Here is a 23,264-nt window from a genome sequence, read left to right on the forward strand (position 1 = left end):
GATCATTGCCTAGACAACAGTGATCATCCCAGCTCGAAGGACACTTTTCTCATTGATCAAACACCGACGGGCACAAGCCCATCGGTGGATCGAGGATTAGTGGCCGGATCGAGCTCATACACGTACACCACCGGGCGCCCGTCAACATTTTCGACGCGCCAGAAATGCGAGATCCCCGCTCTGGCATACAGCTGAGGTTTGCGCTCTCGATCTCGTGTTCGCGATTCCGGCGAGACGATTTCGACGACCAGCACCACATCGTCGGCCTGGTATCCGGTGAGGCCGTGATCGCCGTCGCGATCTGCGCGTACGACGATCACGTCCGGCTCAGGGCGTTGGTCTCGGTCCAGGGTCACGGTCATCTCACCTCGGACCCGCATATCAGCTGGGACGTGCCGGCGCAGCCCTGCGTCGAGAAGGATGTTCGCCAAGCGGTGGAACTTCGCTTGCGGGCTCGCGAAGACGAGGCTCCCGTCGATCAGCTCGGTGTGCGGCGGCAGGTCGGGCAAGCGGTCCAGATCAACAGCGACGAATCCGCCCGGCGGCGGACGCAACCACTGCGGAAACGGTTCGACGGTCATGTGTTCGAGAATGGCACCGAAGGCGCTGGTCCGGCGGGGTAGCCGAACATGACCGTGCGGGTCGTGGGGTCGGCCTCGGCGAGGCGCACTCGCACCGTCCCACCCTCCGGGGGTGCGCCGGTGCACTTGGCGAGGACGGGTGGGTCGGCGATGAAGATCTCGGCAGGGCGGGTGCCGTTGGCTTCACGCAGGACCACGGCGTCGAAGTCGGCGCCGACGCGGGGGGACAGGACGGTGGCCTCGGTGAGGTCTACGCAGGCGCGTTCGACCTTGCCGGCCATGGCGTCGGTGCGGCGCATGGTGTCGGCGACGGCGGCGAGATCGTCGCGAACCCAGTGCGGGACTTCGGTTTTCGCGCAGTGGGCCAGGCAGATCTCGGTGGCGTAGCGGTCGGCCAGGCGGCGCAGGGGGGCGGTCACGTGGGCGTAAGGCGCGCCGATCGCACTGTGCCGCAGGGTTTCCGGGGCCTGTCCGTTCAGGACGGTATAGGACGCGCCGCGCAGCAGGCCGGTGGCCTCGGACATGAGCACCAGGGCGGCGGGCGTATTGCAGTCCAGCGTGGCCAGCATGCGGCCCGCGGACTCGTCCCGCGGCCAGGCCACCCCGACCGCGGCGGCGGTGTGGCGCATCGACTCGATGGCGGCCGGGGCGGGCGGTGGCATGGTACGCAGCAAACCCACACGATCGGGGTTGCCGGACCCGTTCGAGTTATAGCCATCGAGCATGATTCGGGCCGCGCACATGCCGGCCAGCAGGGAGACCTGTTCGTTCCAATCGTCGGCCGCGGTGCGCGGTTCGACGGCCAGCCGCCAGTGGTCGATTCCGGTTTGCTCGCCGTCGCGCACCACGGTCTGCGCGGGCAGCCGCAGCGTGATCGCGCCGCGCTCGATTCCGGCGTCGATGCGCAGGCGGCCGAACTCGGGCAGCGCCGCGATGGACGGGTGCAGGCGGTCGGCGTCGGCGTCGCCCTGCACACCGTGATAGTCGAGGCGGGCGCGGGAGTGCACCAGGGCGCGCGTCACGGTGTAGCGCACGGGCTCGGCGTGCGCGTCGCATTCGATGGTCCAGAGCGCGACCGGGCGGTCCACATCGGGCAGCAGGCTGGCGCGGTCCTCGGACAGCACCGTCGGGTGCAGCGGGACGGTGCCGTCGGGAAAGTAGAAGGTCTGGCCGCGGGCCAGGGATACGCGGGCCAGCTGCCCGCCGGGAACGACCATCGCGGCCACATCGGCGATGGCGTAGTAGAGCCGGAATCCGCCGGCCGGGGTGCGCTCCAGATACAGCGCCTGATCCAGATCCATGGCGCCCGGGGGATCAATGGTGACCAGCGGAATGTCCCGCCGATCGACCCGGGCGCCCGCGAACGCGTCCACCGCGTCGCGGGCCTCCGAAACGGCCCCGGACGGGTAGTCCGAGGCCAATCCGAATTCGGTTCGAATGACGCCGAAGTCCACCGGCGCCGACACGATCCGCTGATGCAGTTCCACTGCGGAGACTGTCCCTACTGCAGGGCCAGCATGGTGCCGTTCAGCTCGTTGAACGGACCGTACACGGTGAACACCACGCGACCATCCGGGTACTGGGACGACATCGCGGCCGCCGAGTCCAGAGCCTCCCCGAAGGACGCGGCCGAGGGATGCGGCAGGCCCGCGATCGCCTGCCCGATGTGGGTCTGCGCCACCCACTGCGTGTCCGCCGGGGTGAGGTCGACCTGCACCCCACCCGGCAGCGGGGTCACGGTGGCCGCGGAGGCGGAACCGGCACCCAGCACAGCGGTAGCGGCGGCAGCGAGAAGCGCACCGACTGCCAGTTTGCGAGCAATTCGCATTGAGACGAGACCTGCTTTCCGACGTTTGTTGAGCCCTTCGCCCCGTTGCGGACCGCAACGGAACTTTCCAACGCGCAACACTTTATGACGTCGATCACGTTCGGTGCCAGTTCGGAGCGGATAACCCGCCCGACACGCCGAGCCGCGCCGCTACACGCCGTGTGGCGCGCCGCCATTCTCATCCACCCCGTCGGTCCGCGCACGCGAACGGGAGAGCGGCGTCGCTCACGCCGCTCTCCCGCCGGCCATTTCTCCGCCCGTGGTCGCGGGGTCTACCTACCGCGCAGCCCGTCCGGGAACTTGGCGCTGAAGAACTTGAATCCGTATGCGATACCGAACAGCACCACGATGGCCGCCGGCTGAATCAGACCCGACATGATTGTTTCCTCACCTCTTGCCGCCGGACGCGCTCGGACCCGGTGCCCGCGCTACGCCGACTCCTCACCGCGGCCGGGGTCCCCGGGCGCGTTCGTCTTCGCCGGCGCACCGGGCTGTTCCAGCGTCGCCAGGGCCTCCCGGATGCCGGGCTGGGCGAGCGCCGCCATCAGCTCGCCGAGGGCGGCGGGCTCCAGGCCCGACTGCTCGGCGACCGGCTGCTCGGGCGCTGCTTGCTGCTCGGCCGCCGGGGCGGGTGTGTGCCCGCTGCGTTCCAGGAAGCGCAGCAGTTCCACCGGAAACGGCAGCACCAGGGTCGAATTCTTTTCCGCCGCAACCTGAACCACGGTCTCGAGGAAGCGCAACTGCAGGGCGGCCGGGGCGTGGGCCATATTGGCCGCGGCCGCCGCCAGCTTCTCCGACGCCTGCAACTCGCCTTGGGCGGAGATGATGCGGGCGCGGCGTTCGCGTTCGGCCTCGGCCTGGCGAGACATGGAGCGCTTCAAGGCATCCGGCAGCGCGACGTCCTTGATCTCGACGCGATCGATGTGCACGCCCCAGTTGATGGCCGGACTGTCGATCATGAGCTCCAGGCCCTTGTTGAGCTGCTCGCGATTGGACAGCAGATCATCCAGTTCGCTCTTGCCGATGATGGAGCGCAGCGACGTCTGCGCCACCTGCGCGACCGCGAACAGATAATCCTGAACCTCGATCAGCGCACGCATGGGATCGATGACCCGGAAGTAGACGACCGCATCCACCCGGACGGTCACATTGTCACGCGTGATCCCCTCCTGCGCGGGCACCGGCATGGTGATCACCTGCATGGAGACCTTCTGCATCTTGTCCACGCCCGGAATCAGCAGCCGCATTCCCGGCTCCCGCACCGCTCGCACCCGCCCCAGCCGGAATACGACCCCCTTTTCGTACTGCGTGACCACCCGCACCCCGGCCGCGAGCCCGATACCGGCGATCACCGCAAAGGCGGCGAGCCATCCCACCAACAGATACAGAACATCCATTGTTCGCTCCGCGAAACTATTTCCGCTCCATCGGAAATCCGATGGCGTGCCTCCATCATCGCACCCAAAGATCGACCCTGCGACGCAAAAACTCACCACATGAGCCACCCAAGGTTCGCGGCCCGGCTCGATTCTGGACTGACGGAGCGGGGGAGCGAAGCGGAGGAGCGGAGGAGGGAAGAATCGAGCTTGCAGGGCCGCGAACCCGCCGGAGCGGAGCGCAGGCCAAAAATGAGGGAAGAATCGAGCTTGCAGGGCCGCGAACCCGCCGGAGCGGAGCACAGGCCAAAAATACGGGCGGACGAGTCGGTCTGTAAGCCGGATCCTGTCCCCGGTGGTTACCCACCGGGTGGCGACCATCCATCTGGACACACCGTTGCCGGGTGCCTCGAGCGGTCCACCCGCAGGCTCGGGCGAGCAGCCCTCGAACACCTGCGCAGCCGCACTCTCGCGAGTGCGGCCTTCGACCTTGCTCCGGGCGGGGTTTACCTAGCCGCGCCGGTCACCCGGCACGCTGGTGCGCTCTTACCGCACCGTTTCACCCTTACCGGCGGTGCACTTCTCGCGAAGTGCGGCCCACCGGCGGTCTCTTTTCTGTGGCACTGTCCCGCGGGTTGCCCCGGGTTGCCGTTAGCAACCGCCCTGCTCTCCGGAGTCCGGACTTTCCTCGGCGCGGGGCGGCGGCACATGCGTGCCCGTTCCCTTCGCCGCGGCCGCCCGACCGACTCGTCCGCAGCCACCAGGGTACGGTAGGGCCCCATGGAGCGTGTGGAGGTGGGGTTCCCTTCGGGTGGCGAGCAGTGCGCCGCATGGCTGTATCTCCCGGATGGACCGCCCAAGCCGCGCCCGCTGGTGGTCATGGGTCACGGGCTGGGGGCGGACCGGGAAATGGGATTGGACCGGTACGCCCGGCGGTTCGCGTCGGCGGGAATCGCGGCCCTGGCCTTCGACTATCGGCATTTCGGGGCCAGCGGCGGTGAGCCACGGCAGGTGATCAATATCGCCCGGCAGCGCGCGGACTGGCATGCGGCCATCGCCTTCGCGCGCACCGTCCGCGGGATCGACGCCACGCGAATCGCGCTGTGGGGCAGTTCATTCGGCGGCGGGCACGTGCTGGCGGTCGCACCCGACGATCACTACATCGCGGCCGTGGTGGCGCAGTGCCCGTTCACCAGCGGCTGGTCGTCGGCGCTGGCGAAGGGGCCGATCAGTCTGATCAAGACCGGCACACTGGCGTTCACGGATCAGGTTGTGGGACCGATCATCCGGCGCCCCATCAATGCCCGGCTGGCCGGCAAGAAGCACTCCGCGGCGCTGATGAGCGCCGCCGACGTGCCCGCCGGTTTCGGCCGCCTGGCGGAGGAGAGCGGGCAGTACCGGCCGAAGGTGGCGGCCCGCGTCGGCCTGTCGACGCTGTTCGACAATCCCACCCGGCACGTCAAGGACATCAAAGCGCCGGTGCTGTATGCGATCTGCGACAACGACTCGGTGGCCCCGGCCGGCCCGACGCTCAAGGCCGCGGAGCGCACCAAGCACGCCACCGTGAAGCGTTACCCCATAGGGCATTTCGAGATCTACTTCGACGACTGGTTCGAGAAGGCCGTCTACGACCAGACCGAATTCCTGATGGCCACGCTGCGTCCCTGAGCGCGAAGCGGGCGGTGCCCCTGAACCCGGAATCCGGTGGGGTGCAGGGGTTCAGAGGTACGAGGTGTCGTTGACCAGGCGCACCGAGGATCCGCCGTCCGGATAGAACTCGGCGATGGACAGTGCCGCCAGATCCAGGTGCAGCCGGTACAGCAGCGAGGGGCCCACCCCGAGCGCCAGCTGCAGCAGCGTCTTGATCGGCGTGACATGGCTGACCACAAGCACATTCGCGCCCGGATACAATGCCACCAGATCCCGCCGAACCGCCTCGACCCGCTCCCGCACCTGGTCGAAGCTCTCGCCGCCGGGCGCCGGAATCGACGGATCCCCCAGCCAGCGGCCGTGCAGCTCCGGATCCCGCTCGCGGGCCTCCTGGAAGGTCATCCCTTCCCACGCACCGAAATCCGTCTCGGTCAACCCGTCCAGCACCCGCACCGGCAGTCCGAGCGCCCGGCCCGCCGCCTCGGCGGTCTCCTTGGCCCGCCCCAGCGGGGAGCACGCGATCGCCTCGATCCCGCCCTTGCGCGCCAGCATGGCCGCCGCGTTGGCCGCCTGCTCCCGCCCGAGCTCGGTCAGCGGCGGATTTCCCCGCCCCGAATACCGCCGTTGCACAGAGAGTTCCGTCTGCCCGTGCCGTAGCAGCAACAGCCGCGTCGGCCGTCCCACGGCACCGGTCCATCCCGGCGAGGGCGCGGTGCTCCCCGCCGCAGACCCACCGGCATCCGGCACTTCGACGACACCGCCTGCGACCGCCGCGGCGATTTCCCCTACCGCCGAACCGCTTTCGACCGCCGCGGCACCGGCGGCCCGGTCATTCGCCAGCGCGGTGCGGACTTCGGCGACCGTATCGGCGTCGTCCATGGCCTCATTGGCCAGGCGGTCGGCGTGCGAGTTCTCCTTGCGCGGAATCCAGGTGAAGCTCACCCGGTCGAATCCGGCGACCAGCCGCCGCGCCCGATCGGCGAGCGGAATCATGGCCTCGTGCTTGACCTTCCACCGCCCGGACATCTGCTCCACGACCAGCTTGGAGTCCATGCGCACCGAAACCTCACGCGCACCGAGTTCCGCCGCGGCTTCCAAACCCGCTATCAGCCCGCGATATTCGGCGACATTGTTGGTGGTGACCCCGAGGAACTCCTTGCGCTCGGCCAGCACCCGCACCCGCTCCGCATCCCACACCACCGCGCCGTAGCCGGCTGGTCCCGGGTTGCCGCGCGACCCGCCGTCGGCCTCGACGATCACCATGTCCACCAACGCTGTTCACCTTCCGTGCCGGTCTGAAACTCCGCCTCGGACCGCTCCCCGGCTCGCCGCGTCGAGCAGCGAGCCGTATTACCGTGTGCCGCCACCGCGGGCGCGTGGATGCCGCGCGCCCGCCTGCGCGTGGCCGACGAATCAGAGGCCGGACTGCTTGGTGCGCACCAGGATCGCACCGCATTCGGGGCAGCGGACCACCACATCGGGGGCGGTCTGGGAGATGCGGGAGATCTCGCCGCGGTCGAGTTCGATGCGGCACGCGCCACAGCGGCGGGCCTGTAGCAGGGCGGCGCCGACGCCGTAGGTGGTGCGCTGCTTGTCGTAGGCGGTGAGCAGCTCGGCCGGGAGGGAGCCGGTGAGGGCGGCGCGGTCGGAATCGCAGCGCTGCTGGGCGACATCCAGGTCGGCGACCGCCTCGTCGCGGCGGCGCTCGGCATCGACCAGGTCGGCCTCGGCCTGGTCCAGGTTGGCGCCGGCGTGGTCGTGGTCGGCGGCGGCGGCCTCGCGGCGCTCCATCACCTCGATGAGGTCGTCCTCGAGGACCTTGCGGCGGCGTTCCAGGCTGCCCAGTTCGTGCTGCAGTTCGGAGAGCTGCTTGGCCCCGACCGAACCGGCGTCGAGCATGCCGCGGTCGCGGTCCTCGCGCTTGCGGACGGCCTCGATCTCGCCCTCCAGCTTGCGGATGTCGCGATCCAGGTCGTCGATGAGGATCTCGACCTTCACCGCCGCGTCCTTGCGGGTGGTGCGCTCACCTTCCAGCCGCGCCACCTCCTGCTGCTCGGGCAGCACCTTGCGGCGATGCTCGATCCGTGTCAGCTCGGCATCGACAGCGGCGAGGTCGAGCAGCTTGGCCTGGATCGATGGTTCGGCATTCAACGCGAAGGTCTCCTGGACGCTATGGACAAGTAAGACTCCCACCGTACCGTGTCCAATTTGCCCTACGCGTCGCTCCGGGCGGGTTCGCGGCCCCGAAGTCTCGATTCTTCCCTCCTCCACGACGCAGGTCCATGGAGCCGTTCGCTCCCCCGTTCCAAGGCGGAGGTCTATCGAGCCGCGGTCCGGGATCGAGCGCTCCGCCTCCCCATGCTTGGCCGCGAACCCGAAAGAGCCTGATCAGCAGCCGGCCGCGCCGAGGGTCCACGGGTCGGTGCGCAGCGTCGAGACGCGGGTCTCGAGGCCGGGCAGTGCGGCGCGCACCACACCTTCCGCCTGCGCGCACCAGGGGAACTCGGTGGCCCAGTGGGCGGCGTCGATCAGGGCCGGGCCGCCCCCGCGCAGGTGCTCGTCGGCCGGGTGGTGGCGCAGGTCGGAGGTCACGTAGGCATCGACGCCGAGGCGAGAAACCTTGCCCAGGAACGAATCTCCCGCGCCGCCGCACACGGCGACGGTGCGGATGACGCGGTCCGGGTCTCCCGCGGCGCGCACGCCCCAGGTGGTGGCGGGCAGGGCGGCGCGGACGCGAGCGGTGAACTCGCGCAGGGTTTCCGGGGCGGGCAGCTCGCCGACGCGGCCGATGCCCAGGCCGGAGGGCAGCGCTGCGCGCTCGGTGACGTGGTAGAAGGGTTCCTCGTACGGATGCGCGGCCCGGAGGGCGGCCAGCATGGCGGCGCGACGGGACGGCGGGGCGACCACCTCGAGGCGGTCCTCGGTGACCTCGTGCAGCTCACCGATCGCACCCAGGGCCGGATTCGCGCCGTCGAGGGGCCGGAACTGTCCGGTGCCTGCGACCGTCCACGCCGCGTCGGAGTAGCTCCCGCTGCTGCCTGCGCCCGCGGCGAACAGCGCGTCGAGCACTTCGTCGCGGTGCGTGACGGGCACCGCCACCACCCATTTGTCCAGGGCGGTCCAGGGTTTCGGATCCAACGGCCCGGTCACGGTCAGCCCGATGGCGTGCGCGAGCGCGTCCGAGACCCCGGGGTCGGCGGAGTCGGCATTGGTGTGGGCGGTGAACAGCGCGCATCCGGAGCGGATGAGCCGGTGCAGCAGCGCGCCTTTCGGGGTACTGGCCGCGACGGTGTCCACCCCGCGCAGCAGCAGTGGATGGTGCACGACCAGTGCCTGCGCACCCCATTCGATCGCCTCGTCCACGACCGCGCCGGTGGCGTCGACCGCGAACAGCACGCGCGACACCGGCTCGTCCGGATCACCGGCCACCAGCCCCACCGAATCCCAGGATTCGGCCAGCCCGGGCGGGTACGCCGCATCCAGCGCCGCCATGAGATCCGCCAGCCGCACCGTCGTCACCACAACCGAACCTCCTGTTCGCTCACCAGCCTGCGCCTTACTCGTCAACCCACTGCGTCGCGCTCACAGACCTACGTCGCGAATGGCCGCGACCAGCCGATCCACCTCGGTGGCGGGTCGCACCGCGACGCGCAGGAAACCCGTTTCCAGCCCCGGGAACGTATCACCGCGGCGCACCGCGATTCCCTTGTCCGCGAGCTTCTTTCGCAACAATTCCGCATCCGGTACCCGGAGCAGCAGGAAAGGCCCGTGCGCGGGCTCGTGCACCTCGACCCCGAGTTCCCGCAGCCGCGGAATCATGGCGGCCCGCTCGGCCGCGACGGTCCCGGCCCGGCGCTGCGCCTCGGCCACCGCGGCCGGTTCGCTCACCGCCGCGATGGCTTCCAGCTGCAGGGTGCCCAGCGGCCAGTGCGGACGTCCGCGATTCAGCCGTGCCAGCACCGGCGGCGCACCGAGCACATAGCCGCAGCGCAGCCCGGCCAGCGCCCAGGTCTTGGTGAGGCTCCGGAATACGAGCACATCCGGATGGCTCTCTCCGGCAAGAGATTCCGGCTCCCCGGGCACCGCGTCGGCGAACGCCTCGTCCACCACCACGATGCGGCCCGGCCGCCGCAGCGCGCGGATACTGTCCGCCGGATGCAGCACCGAGGTCGGATTGGTGGGATTGCCCACCACCACCAGATCCGCGTCCTCCGGCACCGCGGCGCCGTCGAGGGTGTACGGCGAGGGCAACAGCACCCACGCGACCGGAACCCCCGCGTCCCGCAACGCCAACTCCGGTTCGGTGAACGACGGATGGATCACCGCCGCCAGGCGCGACCCCAGCCGCGGCAGCATGGCGAACCCTTCGGCCACCCCGGCCAGCAGCAGCACCTCGTCGATCGCCCGCCCGTGCCGAGCGGCCACCGCCGCACGCGCCGCCCGCTCGTCGGCCTCGCCCGGATATCGCCCGAGCTCCCCCAGCCGGCCCGCCAGCCGCTCACGCAACCATTCCGGCGGCGCACTCCCCTGGACGTTCACCGCGAAATCGACCATGCCCGGCCGCGCATCCACGTCCCCGTGGTGCCGCAGCCTGGCATGGTCGAAATCGGGAAACTCCGTGTCGTCCGGCACAGCCGTCCACCCTACGTGGCCGCCTCCCATACCCACCGGCCAGAATGGCTGTCGTGGGCGAGCTGCATGTGACCTTCATCTGCACCGGCAATATCTGCCGGTCCCCGATGGCCGAGAAGATTTTCGCCGCGCACCTGGAACGCGCGGGGCTGGCGGATCGGGTGCGGGTGAGCAGCGCCGGGACCGGTGGCTGGCATGTGGGGGACGAGGCCGATTACCGGACCAATCGGGAGCTGCAGGCGCACGGGTATCCGACCGGGCATCGGGCGGCGGTGATCGGGCCGGATCATCGGGCGGCCGATCTGCTGGTGGCGCTCGACACCGGGCACGAGCGGGAGCTGGCCCAGCTGGGGGTGCCGTCGGATCGGCGGCGGCTGCTGCGTAGTTTCGACCCGGACGCGGGCGGGCGATCGGTGCCGGATCCGTACTACGGCGATCAGGCCGATTTCGCGCTGGTTCGCGAGCAGATCGAGGCGGCCGTGCCGGGGCTGCTGGACTGGGTGCGCGAACAGTTGGGGGAGGTCGCATGAGCTCGGCAACCTCGCTGCTGCGGCGACTCACCTTCCTGCTGCGGCCCAGCTGGCTGATTCTCGCCGTGGTGGTCGCCGGTTTCGCCTACCTGTGCTTCACCGTGCTGGCCCCCTGGCAGCTGGGCAAGAACACCCGCACCTCCGAACGCAACGACCGCATCGCGAATTCGGTGCACGCCGACCCCGTGGACATCACCACCATGCTGTCGGGCAGCGGCAAGAACACCGAGTGGCGGCGGGTCACCGCGAACGGCGTCTACGTTCCGGATTCGACCGTGCTGGTGCGGCTACGTCATCTCGACGGCCAGCCCGCCTACACGGTGCTGGCCGCCTTCCGCCTCGACGACGGCCGCACCCTGCTGGTGGACCGCGGCCAGGTGGCGGCTGCCGAGGGCGGCACCCATCCGCCGGTCGTCGCCACCCCGCCCGCCGGCACCCAGCAGGTGGCGGCCCGCATCCGCGCCTCCGAGGGCGTGATCGAGAAGAAGCCCCCGACCACCGAAGACGGCTACCGCCAGGTCTATACGACCGACACCCAGCAGGAAGCCACGGTTCTCGGCATCCCCCTGACCCCCATCCCCACCGACGGCCTGGGCGGCTACCTTCAGCTCGAGTCCGGCCAGCCCGGCGCCTTCACCCCCGACCCCCTCCCCCAGCTGGACTCGGGCCCCTACCTCTCCTACGGCCTGCAGTGGCTGGCCTTCGGCGTCATGGCTCCCCTCGGCCTCGGCTACTTCGTCTGGGCCGAGATCCGCGCCCGCCGCCGCGAAAAGTTCGAAGCCGCAGCCCAACCGGCCACCACCGGCGAGCCCGCTACCCCTGACATGACGACCGACACCCCTGATGCGACCGGTGCGGCTACACCCGAATCGACCACTGCCGCACGCGCGACGAAACCCAACGACCCGGCCCCCAAGCCGAAACCCACCACGAACGAAGCCCGCCTCGCCGACCGCTACGGCGGCACCCGCCGCTGAGCCTGACGGACCCCGACCACATCACAGCCGACGCACTCGCGATCGGGTGCTGGCGGCGCGTACCGATGCCCGGTACCCGGGTGTGCACCGGGGCTGTCGGCGCGCTCGGCTAACCTCGCCGGGTGCGTATGGGGACTGCTGCGGCGGCCGGGCTGCTGCTCGGGTTCGGGTTGGACCGGGCGCTGGGGGATCCGCGGCGCGGGCATCCGGTAGCCGGATTCGGTTCGGCCGCAATGAAGGTGGAGCGGCTCACCTATCGCGACAGCCGCGTGGTGGGGGTTGTGCACGAGATCGTGCTGGTCGGTGCGGTTTCGGGGCTGGGGATCGGATTGCGGCGGGCGGTGGCGGGACGAGCGCTCGGCGAGGCGGTGCTCACGGCTGCCGCGACCTGGACGGTGCTGGGCGGGACGAGCTTGGCACGGACCGGGCGGGAGATGGCGGATCGGCTCGAATCCGGCGATATCGACGGGGCGCGGGCACTGCTGCCGTCGCTGTGCGGGCGGGATCCCGAGGTGCTCGACGCGGACGGTCTGGCCCGGGCGGCGCTCGAATCCATTGCGGAGAACACCTCCGATGCGACTGTGGCGCCGCTGTTCTGGGGTGCGGTGGCGGGTGTTCCCGGCTTGCTCGCCTATCGGGCGATCAACACTCTCGACGCCATGGTCGGCTACCGGAACGACCGCTATCGCAACTTCGGCTGGGCGGCGGCGCGCACGGACGATGTCGCGAATCTCGCGCCCGCCCGCGTCAGCGGTCTCATCACCACCGCGCTGGCCGTGGTCGTCGGCGGCCGCCCCGCCGATGCGTGGCGGGCGTGGCGGCGCGATGCGGCCAAGCATCCGAGTCCGAATGCCGGTGTGGCGGAGGCGTCCATGGCGGGCGCGCTGGGCGTGACCCTCGGCGGCCGCACTCAATATCGGCACGGCACCGAGCTACGGCCGACGCTCGGTGACGGTCCGGTCCCCCGGGTGCATGATCTGCGCCGGGCGGTGCGGCTCTCGGAAGCGGTGCAGGTGGCCACCGTGCTCGCCGCCGCGACCGCCGCCTACCTGCGGCGACGCTGAGTCGAGCAGGCGAATTCACGAACCGTTCGGTCGCCTTCGCTAGGTTTCCCGGAAGAATGTCACAGTCCGCCGACCTGTTTCGTCGATGCTGTGGACGGTTCGCCCCACCGGGGCGGGCGTGAGTGAAGGGCGAGGGTGCGATGAGTGACGGACGGCCGGACGGGCCCGATCAGGCCGAGCTGGCGCGACGGTTCGAGGAGCATCGGGGCTATCTGCGGCGGGTCGCGTACAGCACGCTCGGCAGTCTCAGCGATGCCGACGATGTGGTGCAGGAGGCGTGGCTGCGGCTGGTGCGCTACTACGAGACCAGCCCCGAGGGCGCGGATATCGAAAACCTGCGCGCCTGGCTGACCACCGTCACCGGCCGCCTGGCCCTCGACCACCTGGGTTCGGCGCGGTCCCGGCGCGAACAGTATGTGGGCGAGTGGCTTCCGGAGCCGGAGATCACCACCTGGGACGATCCGGCCGACCGCATCTCGCAGGACGAGCGCGTCACCACCGCCCTGCTGGTGGTGCTGGAATCCCTCTCCCCCGCCGAGCGCACCGCCTTCGTCCTGCAGGACGTCTTCGGCATGTCCGGCCCCGAGGTCGCCGAGGTGGTCGGCCGCACCCCCGCCGCCGTGCGCCAATTGGCCTCGCGCGCCCGCAAACACGTGGAGGACGGCACACCCCGCTTCCCCGCAAGTGCGGACGAGCACGAGAAGGTGGTCTCGGCGTTCGCGCTGGCCTGGCGTTCCGGTGATCTGAGCGCCCTGCTCGGCGTGCTGGATTCCAATGTCACCTTCACCTCCGACGGCGGCGGCAAGGTGCAGGCCTTCCTGCACCCCATGCACGGCGCGGAGAAGGTCGCCAAGACGCTGCTCGGCTTCCTGGACTTCGCATCGAAGGTCGGTGGCGCGTGGGGCCGTTCGGTACTGGTCAACGGCCGCCCGGGCCTGGTGGTGTTCGACGGCAAGTACACCGGCGTCTTCGCGTTCACCATCGACGACGGCCGGATCACCAAGATCGACGTGGTCCGCAACCCGGACAAGCTGCACGGCATCCCGGCCGATGGCGCGGAGTCCGACTGGCCGCTGGGCGACACCGGCGGAGACAGCGACGCCTGAAACACGGAAGCCGCGGGCCCGCAACCGGATTCATCCGGCGGCGGGCCCGTCTTCCTCGATCAGGACGCGAGCCGCGTCACCGGCCGGAGCCCGTGCGCGGCGGCCACCTCCGGCGAGTAGAGCCGGCCGGCGTCCGCCGTGAGCCCCTGGGCCAGGCCGGGATCGGCAGCGCAGGCGCCGGACCAGCCCATATTCGCGATGGCGCCGACATACGGCAGGGTGACATTGGTGAGCGCCACGGTGGAGGTGTGCGGGACCGCGCCCGGCATATTGGCCACGCAGTAGAACAGCGAATCCGCCACCCGGAACGTCGGTTTCGCGTGTGTGGTGGGATGCGAGCTCTGGAAGCACCCGCCCTGGTCGATGGCGATATCGACCAGCACCGAGCCCGGGCGCATGTGGGCGACCAGGGTGTCGGGCACCAGTTTCGGAGCCCGCGCGCCCGGCACCAGGACCGAGCCGATCACCAGGTCCGCCGCCAGCACCGCCTTCTCGACCTCGGCGGCGTTGGAGCCGATCGTGGTGACGCGCCCGCCGAACCGGACGTCGAGTTCCCGCAGTCGCGCGATATTCGTGTCCAGCACGGTGACCCGCGCCCCCATGCCGACGGCGACGGCCGCCGCATTGCCGCCGGCCACCCCGCCCCCGAGGACCGTCACGTCCGCCGGCAGCACCCCCGGCACTCCGCCGAGCAGCAGGCCGGCTCCGCCCTGCGGCGACATGAGGTGATAGGCCCCGACCTGACTGGCCAGCTTGCCCGCCACCTCGCTCATGGGCGCGAGCAGCGGCAGCGACCCGTCGGCGGCCCGGACGGTCTCGTAGGCGATGGCGGTGATGCCGGAACGCAGGATCGCGTCCGTGCACTCCCGTGAGGCGGCGAGGTGCAGGAAGGTGAACAGCACCTGCCCCTCCCGCATGCGCGAATAGTCCTCGGCGATGGGCTCTTTCACCTTGAGCACCAGCTCCGCAGCGTCCCAGACCTCGTCCGGGCCCGGCAGGATCCGCGCGCCCACCGCGACGTAGTCGGCGTCGGCGAACCCGGACCCCACGCCCGCCCCGGCCTCGACCAGCGCCTCGTGCCCGTGCCGCACCAGTTCCCCGGCGCCGGCCGGGGTGAGGGCGACACGATATTCCTGCTCCTTGACCTCCCGCGGTACCCCGATTCTCATACCGCCATCGTTCACCCGCGGGGGCCGCGCCGCCATCAGCGCCACGGCCCGATTTCGCCAACGGCAATCAGCTGGCAATTCTCGGCCGCGGGCCGGTGCCCGCGGGCGATCAGGACGCACGGCCGGGCGGGAAGCGGCCCCTACCACCTCGATTCGAGTCGGGACGGACAACCGATCAGGAGGCGATCGCGGCGACGGCCAAGACCTCACCGGGGGTCGGAATGCGCAGCCGATCCGCGCGGCCGGCGACGGCGAAGCGGTGGGTCAGGTAGTCGAGGTGCTCGGAGAAGTGCGCCCAGCCCTCGGCGTGGACCGGCACGATCACCGCGTCACCCAGCGCCTCCGAGGCGTGGACCGCAGTGCGGCCGTTGAGGGTGAGGTCGTGGTCGCCGAAGCGGTCGGTATTGGCAGCGCCCACGTTGAGTACGGCGATATCGATGCGCCCGAAGCGTTCTGCAATCCGCCGCACATGGTCGACCGAGGCGTTGTCCCCGGAGACGTAGACGGTCGGCAGCTTGTCGGCCTGCAGCACGAACCCGGTCACCACTCCGGTGAACGGCTCGCAACCCTCGGGTCCGTGCAGTGCGGGCACCGCGGTGACGGTGACCGCCCCAATCTGCACCGACTCCCACTCTGCCAGTCCCCGAACGCCTTCCATACGCTCGGCGGCGTCCGGTGTGGACAGCACCGTCTCGACCCCCGCCACGAATTCCCGTCCGGACCGGTCGAGATTGTCCGGGTGCTGATCGTGCGAGAGCAGCACCACATCGACCCGCCCGATCTCGGCGGCGGGCACGGCCGGCCCACTCAGCTTGTAGAGCGTGACCCCACCCGGGTACTCGCCCGGCTCGTCGAAGGTCGGATCGGTCAGCCAGACCAGGTCGCCGTAGCCGAATCGCACTGTGGGGCCGCCGATGTGGAGGAGCTCGAGGGTGGAGGTGGCCGCTGCGGTGTCGATCGTGTTCGTCATGCCGACGAGTCTCGTCGCGGACCGTGTGTCGCGACAGTGGCCCGAAGGCCGCGCCTCGATAAAATCGGGCCATGACTGCTGGAACCGGCGAAGCCGATGCCGCCGAGTCCGACGCCGTGCACACGGTGGCCATCGTGGTGTACGACGGGATCAGCCCGTTCCATCTGGCGGTGCCGACCCTGGTGTTCGGCCGCATCGGCGCGGGCGGTCCCGCCGGCAGTCCGTACCGCGTGGTGGTGTGCGCCGAACGCCCCGGAACCATTGCCACCCCAGCGGGTTTCGATATCGTCGTAGCCCATGGCCTGGAGGCGACCGAGATCGCCGACACCCTGGTCATCCCCAGCTGGGAGCGCGATCTCCCACTGCCCGAACCCATCCGGGACGCCCTGCACCGGGCCCATGCCCGCGGCACCCGCATTGTCGGCCTGTGCCTGGGCGCGTGGGCGGTGGCGGCGAGCGGCCTGGCCGACGGACGGGAGATCACGACACACTGGTCGGCGGCGGTCGAGCTGGCCCGCGCGTATCCGGCGATCCGGGTGCGCGCGGACACCCTGTGGTCCGACGACGGCGACCTCATCACCTCCGCCGGCACCGCCGCGGCCCTCGACTGCTGTCTGCACCTGGTGCGCACCGACCACGGCAGCCGGGTCGCCGCCGAGCTGGCCCGCCGGCTGGTGTTGGCCCCGCACCGCAGCGGCTCACAGGCCCAGTACATCCCGGTCGCCGTGCCCGAGGCAGCCGACGAGGACCCGATCGAGCACGCGATGGTCTGGGCCAGAACACATCTCGACCAGCCGGTGGATCTGAACGGCTGGGCCCGGACCGCTCTCATGTCGCGGCGCACGTTCACCCGCCGCTTCCGTGATCGCACCGGCACCAGCCCGCAGCAGTGGCTGCTGCAGCAGCGAGTGGACCATGCCCGGCTGCTGCTGGAATCCACCGACGACACCATGGACCGCATTGCCGCCGATTCCGGGCTGGGCACCGGCGTCAATCTCCGCCATCACTTCCACCGTCTGCTCGGCACTACGCCCGCCGCTCATCGAGCCCTCTTCCGCCGGGCTTGACCGAGCTCGGCGAGTTCGACCGGATCACGGGGTTCTCGGTACACCGGATCGAAGGAGGTTCGCCGCCGCGGCTCCCCCCGGCGACCCGGCACCCGGCGGGGGCTAAGTTCGGGGCTATGAGGATTCAGCTGGGTGAGCACGTGCCGCAGATCGACGAGAGCGCGTGGGTCGCGCCGAACGCCACCGTGGCCGGGCGGGTGCGGCTGGAAGCCGAAGTGAGCGTCTGGTATTCGGCGGTGCTGCGCGGCGACATGGATCAGATCACCGTCGGGGCGCGCAGCAATATTCAGGACGGTTGTGTGCTGCACGCCGATCCGGGCTTCCCGTGTACGGTGGGCGAGGGAGTCTCGGTGGGGCACAACGCGATTCTGCACGGCTGCACGGTCGGCGACGACGTGCTGATCGGCATGGGCGCGACGGTGCTGAACGGCGCGGACATCGGGGCGGGCAGCCTGATCGCGGCCAACGCGCTGGTTCCGGAGGGCGCCCGGATTCCGCCGGGCTCGCTGGTGGCGGGGGTGCCGGGCAAGGTGCGCCGGGAGCTGAGCGAGGCCGAGCGTGATCACATTCGCCTGAATGCGACCGCCTACCTGCACAACACGGCGATGCACCGCCAGGGTCAAGAGGCGTGACTGAAGGGGGCGTGTGAGAAACCCCACACTGAACAAGTGACCATAAAGGCCGCTGTTAGCATCGTGCGATGCGTTCTCGGCGGCCCGGGCTGTGCCGCCGCTAGCCGGGTGCGCGCTCGGGGCTAGCAGGAGGTTTCAACGGTGTCGTACGAGCACGACGGTATGCACCGACGGCGTATCAGCGTGGCCGATATCGCCGCGCAGCCAGGGGGAATCGAGGCGCTCGTGCGGCGGGTGCACGAACTGCGTTCCAACGGGATCGATTTCGCCGCTAATGCGATAGAGAGCGAAATGGCCGCGCTCGACGTCCGCTGATCGGGCGCGGCGTTCACTGATCGGACGGGGTTGCGACCGCAATCCTCCGGCGATGCGATAATGCGGCTCGACCTGTGCGCCACTGCGCGCCTTGGCCGTTCACCGCAATGTCGCGGTCGCCAACCGATCGACTGGAGACTCGATGCCGTCCGTGCCCACCATCCTGCAACGCATCCTGGAGAAGCCGCGGGCCGAAGGCGAACAGCTGCTGGAGAGCGCGCTGTCGGCATTCCTCGACTTCGGGATCAAGCGAACCAGCATGGGGGAGATCGCGCGTCGCGCCGGCATCAGCCCGGCCACGCTGTACCGGCGCTTCGAATCCAAGAACGATCTGGTCGCCGCGGTGGGCGTGCGCGAGGCGCAGCTGTTCATCGCCGAGATCGACAAGCGGGTGCAGGAGGCCACAGCCACCGGCGAATCCGGTGACGATCAGCTGGTCGAGGTCTTCGTCGCCTTCATCACCCAGCTGGCGAGCAACAAACTGCTGCAACGGCTGCTCCGCACCGAGCCCGACACCATCCTGCCGCGCCTGACCACCGAGGCCGGGCCCATTCTCGCCCTGGGACGCACCTACCTGGCCGAGAAGCTGCGCGTGCTGCAGGCTTCCACCGACGTGCCCGCCTTCGATGCCGACCTGGTCGCGGAAGTGCTTGCCCGCCTGGGCCAGTCGCTGGTGCTGACCCCGGACGGCCTGATCCCGCTGACCGACGAGACGGCCGCGCGGGAGTTCGCCCGCCGCACAGTGCTGCCCATGATCGGCGTGCAGCCGGCCTGAGCGGCCTCGGAAACTCACTCGGACGATTCGGCCATTTCCGGCAGACTGGCGATCATGCAGTACCGCACCGCCCTTCGCTCCGCCCGCGCCCGGGTGACCGCCTGGTTCCCGGCCCGCCGTGTCGTGAAGCTCGGTGGCGCACTGGTGGCGCTGGCCCTGGTCGTGCTCATCGGCTCGGATCTGTGGTTGCGCCTGGCCAATCGGAAGTACGAGTACAGCGCCGACACCACGCCGCCGGCCGATGTGGCCATCGTGTTCGGCGCGGAGGTCAAGCCCGACGGCTCGCCGTCTGCGTATCTGGCCGCACGCTTGGAACTGGGCCGCAGACTGCTGGCGGCGGGCAAGGTGAAGGCCCTGCTGCTCACCGGCGACAACGACCGCCCGACCTATGACGAGCCGACGGCCATGCGCGCCTGGCTGATCGCGCACGGCGTCCCCGCCGCCAAGATCGCCCTGGACTATGCGGGTTTCAGCACCTACGAGTCCTGTGTGCGCGCCCACGATATCTTCGGCGTCGCCTCGGCCATCGCGGTCACACAGGACTTCAGCCTGCCGCGCACCATCGCCCTGTGCCGCGCCGCCGGTATCGAGACCACCGCGGTCGGCGACGACACCCAGGTGCACGGCGATGTCTACCGGAAGAACTGGCTGCGCGATCAATTGGCCGACACCAAGGCCGTCTACTCCATCCTCGTCCACCCCGAGCCCACCTTCCGCGGCAAGCAGGAGACCTCGGTCCGCGATGCCATGGCGGCCGATCCGCACCAGTAGCTCGGATACGGCGAACCCCCCGCCCCGTACCCGGGGCAGGGGGTTCCGGCCGGCCGTATCCGGTCGGCCGCCCGCTACCGCGTGACCGAATATCCGTGCGTGCCTAGATATTCCCGGCGAACGCGGCCGCACTACCCGCCGCACCCGCGGCGACCGCGCTGCCCGAGATGAGACCGACGGCGGCGAGGATCAGAGCGATCATTTCATGACCTTTCAACTGCGTACTTCGTAGACGCATGGAAAGTTACTGCCGCTCAACACCCCTGGACGAGACCCGAACCCGAACTCTGGGCGGACTCCATGACGATACCCAGCACCCTCACAGTTCACTATCCGGTTGCGGCGTGATATGCCGAGCGCGGACCGCGGCGCGGCGATCCGACCACTCGATACCGACAAGTCGTTATCCCAAATCAACTGGTACACAAAGAAACTCACGAATTGCAAATCGGTCATGGTTACCCTGCGACCGGCGTAGCATCGACCGTATTCGGGATTGGCAAAGGCCTTCCAACCCTGAATGATTCGCGAATTCCCTGGACCCTGCACGGCGACATCTCACGTCGGCCGAATTCTCCACTCTGGGAGGTCCATCGCACGCTGCCTCGAAAGTTGTTCGGAATAACGAGGATCGAAGGGATTTGTCATGTCGCAAGCTCACCCGGGTCAACTGCGCCTCTTGGCCCCGAACCAGGAATCCGATGCTCTCGCGGTCGTCGACGACCTGCTCACCGGCAATACCGCCGGAGTGCCCGAATACCTCGCCGAGGACATCGCGGCCGTGCGCAGCCGGTGCGGCATCCGCCAGGTGCAGATTCCCGGCGCGGGCGGCGTCGAGCTCGACGCGCTCATCGCCTGGCCACGCGCGGAGGGGCCGCACCCGCTCATCGTCCTGCCGGCGGGCCTCGACAAGACCGGCTGGAAGATGTACTCCGGCGCGGTCGTCCGACTGCTCCTCCGTGGGTACGCCGTGGTCGCCTACACCGAACGCGGGCTGCCCGGATCCGGGGGCGAGCTGACCGTCGCCGGTCCCGAGGACGTGGCCGACGGATACGAGGTGATCGAGTGGGCGCTGAAGCATGAAGAGCTGCACGCCGATCGGGAGAAGGTCGGGATGGCAGGCATCTCCTATGGCTCGGGCATCAGCCAGCTGGTCGCCAATGCCCACCCGGCGGTCAAGGCCGTTGTCGCGCTGAGCACCTGGGCGGATCTGGGTAAGGCCCTCTACGACAACGGAACCCGGCACATCATGGCCGCCGAAGCCCTCGCCGGCATCAGTGACCGTCCCAGCGAGGATTTGCAGAAGGTACTCGAATCCTTCCGGGCCAATACGGATATCGACAAGGTGCTCGACTACGCCCGGCCCCGCTCACCCGCGGAGGCCGACCAGATCCGCCCGGTGCCAACATTTTTCACCAGCTTCTGGCACGAGACCATCTTCCCGCAGAATCAGCTGATCGATTACTTCGACCGTTTCCCCGGGCCGAAGCGACTGGACCTGGCGATCGGCGACCATGGCGCGGTGGAGATTCCCGGCTTGCTGCTGGGCGTCTACGCCCGAACCACCGAGGCGGCCTACGACTGGTTCGACCACTATCTGCTCGGCGTCGACAACGGCATCGACAGCGACGGGGTCGTGCACACCGAGACCATGTACAGCTTCACGATGACCTCGTCGAACGACCTGTCCGCGTGGTCGAATCCCGTGCGTCGCTACCACCTCTCCGCGCCGTCCGGCGCGTCCCCCGACGGCACCCTGGTCACCGATCAGCCGGCGAGCATGAGCCAGAGCTTCCGGGCCGGAACCGAGCAGGTCCAGGCGGCCACCGAATTGGTCATGGACGGCTTCCGCGAACGCCTGCTGATGCCCAACCGACAGCCGCTGGCCGACGTGGACCGCACGCGGGCGGCGGTCTGGCACACGCGGGTCTTCCTCCGGCCCCGCCACATCGCGGGCATCCCCGAGATCGCGCTGACCGTCACCCCGTCCAGCACGTCGGCCACGCTGATCACGTATCTGTTCGACCACAACCCGGTGACCGGGGCGCTGCGGATCATCACCCATGCCGCGGCAACCATCACCAACCGTGGCCCGGAGCAGACCGGGACCATACGAGTCCCGCTGCAGGCCACCGATTATCGGGTCCCCGGCGGCCATCGGGTCGTGCTGATCGTCGACACCAACGACCACTTCTACGGTGACGAGACCGAACCCGGGAGCGTCATCACCCTGTCCAGCGATCACGGGCCCTGCTACATCGATCTTCCGATGGTGCCCTGACCGGACCGACTCGCGGGCGGCCGTTGCATGAAGCGGAGTTCGTGCCGATTCGGCACGAACTCCGCTCCTAAAACTTCTTGTCTACCGGAAATTACGCGGGGACTTCGCTGCGGTCGCCGCTCCACAGGGTGTGGTACTTGCCTTCGGCGTCGATGCGCTCGTAGGTGTGGGCGCCGAAGAAGTCGCGCTGGCCCTGGGTCAGGGCGGCCGGGAGACGCTCGGCGCGCAGCGCGTCGTAGTACGACAGCGAGGAGGCGAAGGCCGGGACCGGGATGCCGAGCTGGGTGGCGGTCACGACGACACGACGCCAGCTGTCGACGGCGTTCTCGATGGCCTCGCGGAAATACGGGGCGAGGATCAGGCTCGGCAGGGCCGGGTCCGCTTCGTACGCCTCCTTGATGCGGTTGAGGAAGCGGGCGCGGATGATGCAGCCGCCACGCCAGATGGTGGCCAGGTCGCCGGGGTGCAGGTCCCAGTTGTATTCGGCGGAGCCGGCGGCGATCTGGTCGAAGCCCTGGGCGTAGGCGACGATCTTGGAGGCGTAGAGGGCCTGGCGGATGTCCTCGGTGAATTGGGCGACGTCCGTGGGCTTTTCGCCGAGGGCGCCGGAGGCGAGGCCCTTGGCGGCGGCGCGCTGGGTGCGGGAGCCGGACAGGGCGCGGGCGAAGACGGCCTCGGCGATACCCGTCACCGGGATGCCCAGATCGAGGGCTGACTTGACGGTCCAGCGGCCGGTGCCCTTCTGCTCGGCGGCGTCCACGATCACGTCGACGAGCGGCTTGCCGGTCTTGGCGTCGACCTGCTCGAGGACCTCTGCGGTGATCTCGACCAGGTAGCTCTCCAGCTCGCCGGAGTTCCACTGGGTGAACACGTCCGCGATCTGCTTGGCGTCGAAGCCCAGCGCGTCACGGAAGAGGTTGTAGGCCTCGCCGATGAGCTGCATGTCGGCGTACTCGATGCCGTTGTGCACCATCTTCACGAAGTGGCCGGACCCGTCGGGGCCGATGTGGGTGCAGCAGGGGGTGCCGTCGACCTGCGCCGCAATGGATTCCAGCAGCGGACCCAGCGACTTGTAGGACTCCTTCGGGCCGCCCGGCATGATGGCGGGGCCGTTGAGCGCGCCCTCCTCGCCGCCGGAGATGCCCGCGCCGACGAAGTTCAGGCCGCGCGCCTTCATGGCCGCCTCGCGGCGGATGGTGTCGGTGTAGAGGGCGTTGCCGCCGTCGATGATGATGTCGCCGGGCTCCATGGCCGCGGCCAACTCCTCGATCACGGCGTCGGTGGCGTCACCGGCCTTCACCATGATGAGCACGCGGCGCGGCTTCTCCAGCGCGGCCACGAACTCCTCGACGGTCTCGGTGCGCACGAAATCACCCTCGTCACCGTGCGCCTCGAGCAGCGCGTCGGTCTTACCGATACTGCGGTTGTGCAGCGCCACGGTGTACCCGTGCCGTGCGAAGTTGCGGGCGATATTGCTACCCATGACCGCCAGGCCGGTCACGCCGATCTGAGCGCGCGCTTCCGAGGTCGCCATGAAACA

22 protein-coding genes and 1 other RNA gene are annotated in these 23,264 nt (G+C 69.5%); 11 read left to right on the forward strand and 12 right to left on the reverse strand.

Translation table 11 applies throughout. From position 1 onward, the window contains the following. Positions 1-56 precede the first annotated feature (56 nt). From ABZ909_RS41145 to rnpB, 5 genes are all read right to left on the reverse strand, one after another. Positions 57-581: a Uma2 family endonuclease gene (locus ABZ909_RS41145; RefSeq protein ID WP_357011402.1), complete on the reverse strand. Its 525-nt coding sequence runs from the start codon at positions 579-581 to the stop codon at positions 57-59. Continuing rightward, entirely contained in the window at positions 578-2,068 is a 1,491-nt protein-coding gene (locus ABZ909_RS41150) for an RNB domain-containing ribonuclease (protein ID WP_357011404.1), read from the reverse strand. Before ABZ909_RS41150 ends, ABZ909_RS41145 begins: the two co-directional genes overlap by 4 nt. Positions 2,069-2,082: 14 nt before the next feature. Continuing rightward, positions 2,083-2,409: a hypothetical protein gene (locus tag ABZ909_RS41155; protein ID WP_357011406.1), complete on the reverse strand. Its 327-nt coding sequence runs from the start codon at positions 2,407-2,409 to the stop codon at positions 2,083-2,085. Positions 2,410-2,837: 428 nt separating this feature from the next. Further along, on the reverse strand, positions 2,838-3,806 hold the full coding sequence (locus tag ABZ909_RS41160) for an SPFH domain-containing protein (protein ID WP_357011408.1): 969 nt from the start codon (positions 3,804-3,806) through the stop codon (positions 2,838-2,840). Between the two features lie 298 nt (positions 3,807-4,104). Beyond that, positions 4,105-4,535, reverse strand: an RNA gene (rnpB, locus tag ABZ909_RS41165) — RNase P RNA component class A. A gap of 30 nt (positions 4,536-4,565) precedes the next feature. On the opposite strand from rnpB, the gene ABZ909_RS41170 reads away from it, so the two are divergent. Further along, positions 4,566-5,453, forward strand: a complete 888-nt coding sequence (locus ABZ909_RS41170) for an alpha/beta fold hydrolase (protein WP_357011410.1) — start codon at positions 4,566-4,568, stop codon at positions 5,451-5,453. A 51-nt stretch (positions 5,454-5,504) separates the two neighbouring features. On the opposite strand, the gene ABZ909_RS41175 is transcribed toward ABZ909_RS41170, so the two are convergent. The 4 genes from ABZ909_RS41175 to cobC form a co-directional block, all read right to left on the reverse strand. Further along, entirely contained in the window at positions 5,505-6,698 is a 1,194-nt protein-coding gene (locus ABZ909_RS41175; protein ID WP_357011470.1) for a bifunctional RNase H/acid phosphatase, read from the reverse strand. Between the two features lie 150 nt (positions 6,699-6,848). Continuing rightward, a complete protein-coding gene (locus tag ABZ909_RS41180; protein ID WP_357011412.1) occupies positions 6,849-7,586 on the reverse strand; it encodes a C4-type zinc ribbon domain-containing protein in 738 nt (245 codons plus the stop codon). A 237-nt stretch (positions 7,587-7,823) separates the two neighbouring features. Beyond that, on the reverse strand, positions 7,824-8,954 hold the full coding sequence (locus ABZ909_RS41185) for a Nif3-like dinuclear metal center hexameric protein (RefSeq protein WP_357011472.1): 1,131 nt from the start codon (positions 8,952-8,954) through the stop codon (positions 7,824-7,826). 63 nt (positions 8,955-9,017) lie between these two features. Continuing rightward, a complete protein-coding gene (cobC, locus tag ABZ909_RS41190) occupies positions 9,018-10,067 on the reverse strand; it encodes an Rv2231c family pyridoxal phosphate-dependent protein CobC (protein ID WP_357011414.1) in 1,050 nt (349 codons plus the stop codon). A gap of 44 nt (positions 10,068-10,111) precedes the next feature. On the opposite strand from cobC, the gene ABZ909_RS41195 reads away from it, so the two are divergent. From ABZ909_RS41195 to sigJ, 4 genes are all read left to right on the forward strand, one after another. Further along, on the forward strand, positions 10,112-10,597 hold the full coding sequence (locus tag ABZ909_RS41195; RefSeq protein WP_357011416.1) for a low molecular weight protein-tyrosine-phosphatase: 486 nt from the start codon (positions 10,112-10,114) through the stop codon (positions 10,595-10,597). Between the two features lie 17 nt (positions 10,598-10,614). Next, entirely contained in the window at positions 10,615-11,574 is a 960-nt protein-coding gene (locus ABZ909_RS41200) for an SURF1 family protein (protein ID WP_357011474.1), read from the forward strand. 128 nt (positions 11,575-11,702) lie between these two features. Then, positions 11,703-12,638 (forward strand): cobalamin biosynthesis protein, encoded by a 936-nt coding sequence (locus tag ABZ909_RS41205; RefSeq protein WP_357011476.1) that lies wholly within the window; start codon positions 11,703-11,705, stop codon positions 12,636-12,638. Positions 12,639-12,778: 140 nt separating this feature from the next. Further along, positions 12,779-13,744 (forward strand): RNA polymerase sigma factor SigJ, encoded by a 966-nt coding sequence (gene sigJ, locus ABZ909_RS41210; RefSeq protein ID WP_357011418.1) that lies wholly within the window; start codon positions 12,779-12,781, stop codon positions 13,742-13,744. Positions 13,745-13,803: 59 nt separating this feature from the next. Here sigJ and ald read toward each other — a convergent pair whose 3' ends face one another. Continuing rightward, entirely contained in the window at positions 13,804-14,913 is a 1,110-nt protein-coding gene (gene ald, locus ABZ909_RS41215) for an alanine dehydrogenase (protein WP_357011420.1), read from the reverse strand. A 175-nt stretch (positions 14,914-15,088) separates the two neighbouring features. After that, complete coding sequence (locus tag ABZ909_RS41220; RefSeq protein ID WP_357011422.1) at positions 15,089-15,883, reverse strand: MBL fold metallo-hydrolase; 795 nt, start codon at positions 15,881-15,883, stop codon at positions 15,089-15,091. Between the two features lie 71 nt (positions 15,884-15,954). On the opposite strand from ABZ909_RS41220, the gene ABZ909_RS41225 reads away from it, so the two are divergent. From ABZ909_RS41225 to ABZ909_RS41250, 6 genes are all read left to right on the forward strand, one after another. After that, positions 15,955-16,950: a helix-turn-helix domain-containing protein gene (locus ABZ909_RS41225; RefSeq protein WP_357011424.1), complete on the forward strand. Its 996-nt coding sequence runs from the start codon at positions 15,955-15,957 to the stop codon at positions 16,948-16,950. A gap of 116 nt (positions 16,951-17,066) precedes the next feature. Then, entirely contained in the window at positions 17,067-17,582 is a 516-nt protein-coding gene (locus ABZ909_RS41230) for a gamma carbonic anhydrase family protein (protein ID WP_357011426.1), read from the forward strand. Between the two features lie 141 nt (positions 17,583-17,723). After that, positions 17,724-17,897 (forward strand): hypothetical protein, encoded by a 174-nt coding sequence (locus ABZ909_RS41235; protein ID WP_357011428.1) that lies wholly within the window; start codon positions 17,724-17,726, stop codon positions 17,895-17,897. Positions 17,898-18,039: 142 nt separating this feature from the next. After that, positions 18,040-18,672, forward strand: coding sequence for a TetR/AcrR family transcriptional regulator (locus tag ABZ909_RS41240; RefSeq protein WP_357011430.1), 633 nt, complete (start codon positions 18,040-18,042; stop codon positions 18,670-18,672). Positions 18,673-18,726: 54 nt separating this feature from the next. Continuing rightward, entirely contained in the window at positions 18,727-19,443 is a 717-nt protein-coding gene (locus tag ABZ909_RS41245) for an ElyC/SanA/YdcF family protein (protein ID WP_357011432.1), read from the forward strand. Between the two features lie 646 nt (positions 19,444-20,089). Continuing rightward, positions 20,090-21,724 carry a CocE/NonD family hydrolase gene (locus tag ABZ909_RS41250; protein ID WP_357011434.1) on the forward strand — a complete coding sequence of 545 codons (1,635 nt, stop codon included), beginning with the start codon at positions 20,090-20,092 and terminating at the stop codon, positions 21,722-21,724. A 91-nt stretch (positions 21,725-21,815) separates the two neighbouring features. Here the strand turns inward: ABZ909_RS41250 and gndA are convergent, their stop codons facing one another. Beyond that, positions 21,816-23,258 (reverse strand): NADP-dependent phosphogluconate dehydrogenase, encoded by a 1,443-nt coding sequence (gndA, locus tag ABZ909_RS41255; protein ID WP_357011436.1) that lies wholly within the window; start codon positions 23,256-23,258, stop codon positions 21,816-21,818. Between the last annotated feature and the right edge of the window lie 6 nt (positions 23,259-23,264).

The sequence above is a fragment of the Nocardia sp. NPDC046763 genome (assembly GCF_040645495.1).
Classification (GTDB): domain Bacteria; phylum Actinomycetota; class Actinomycetes; order Mycobacteriales; family Mycobacteriaceae; genus Nocardia.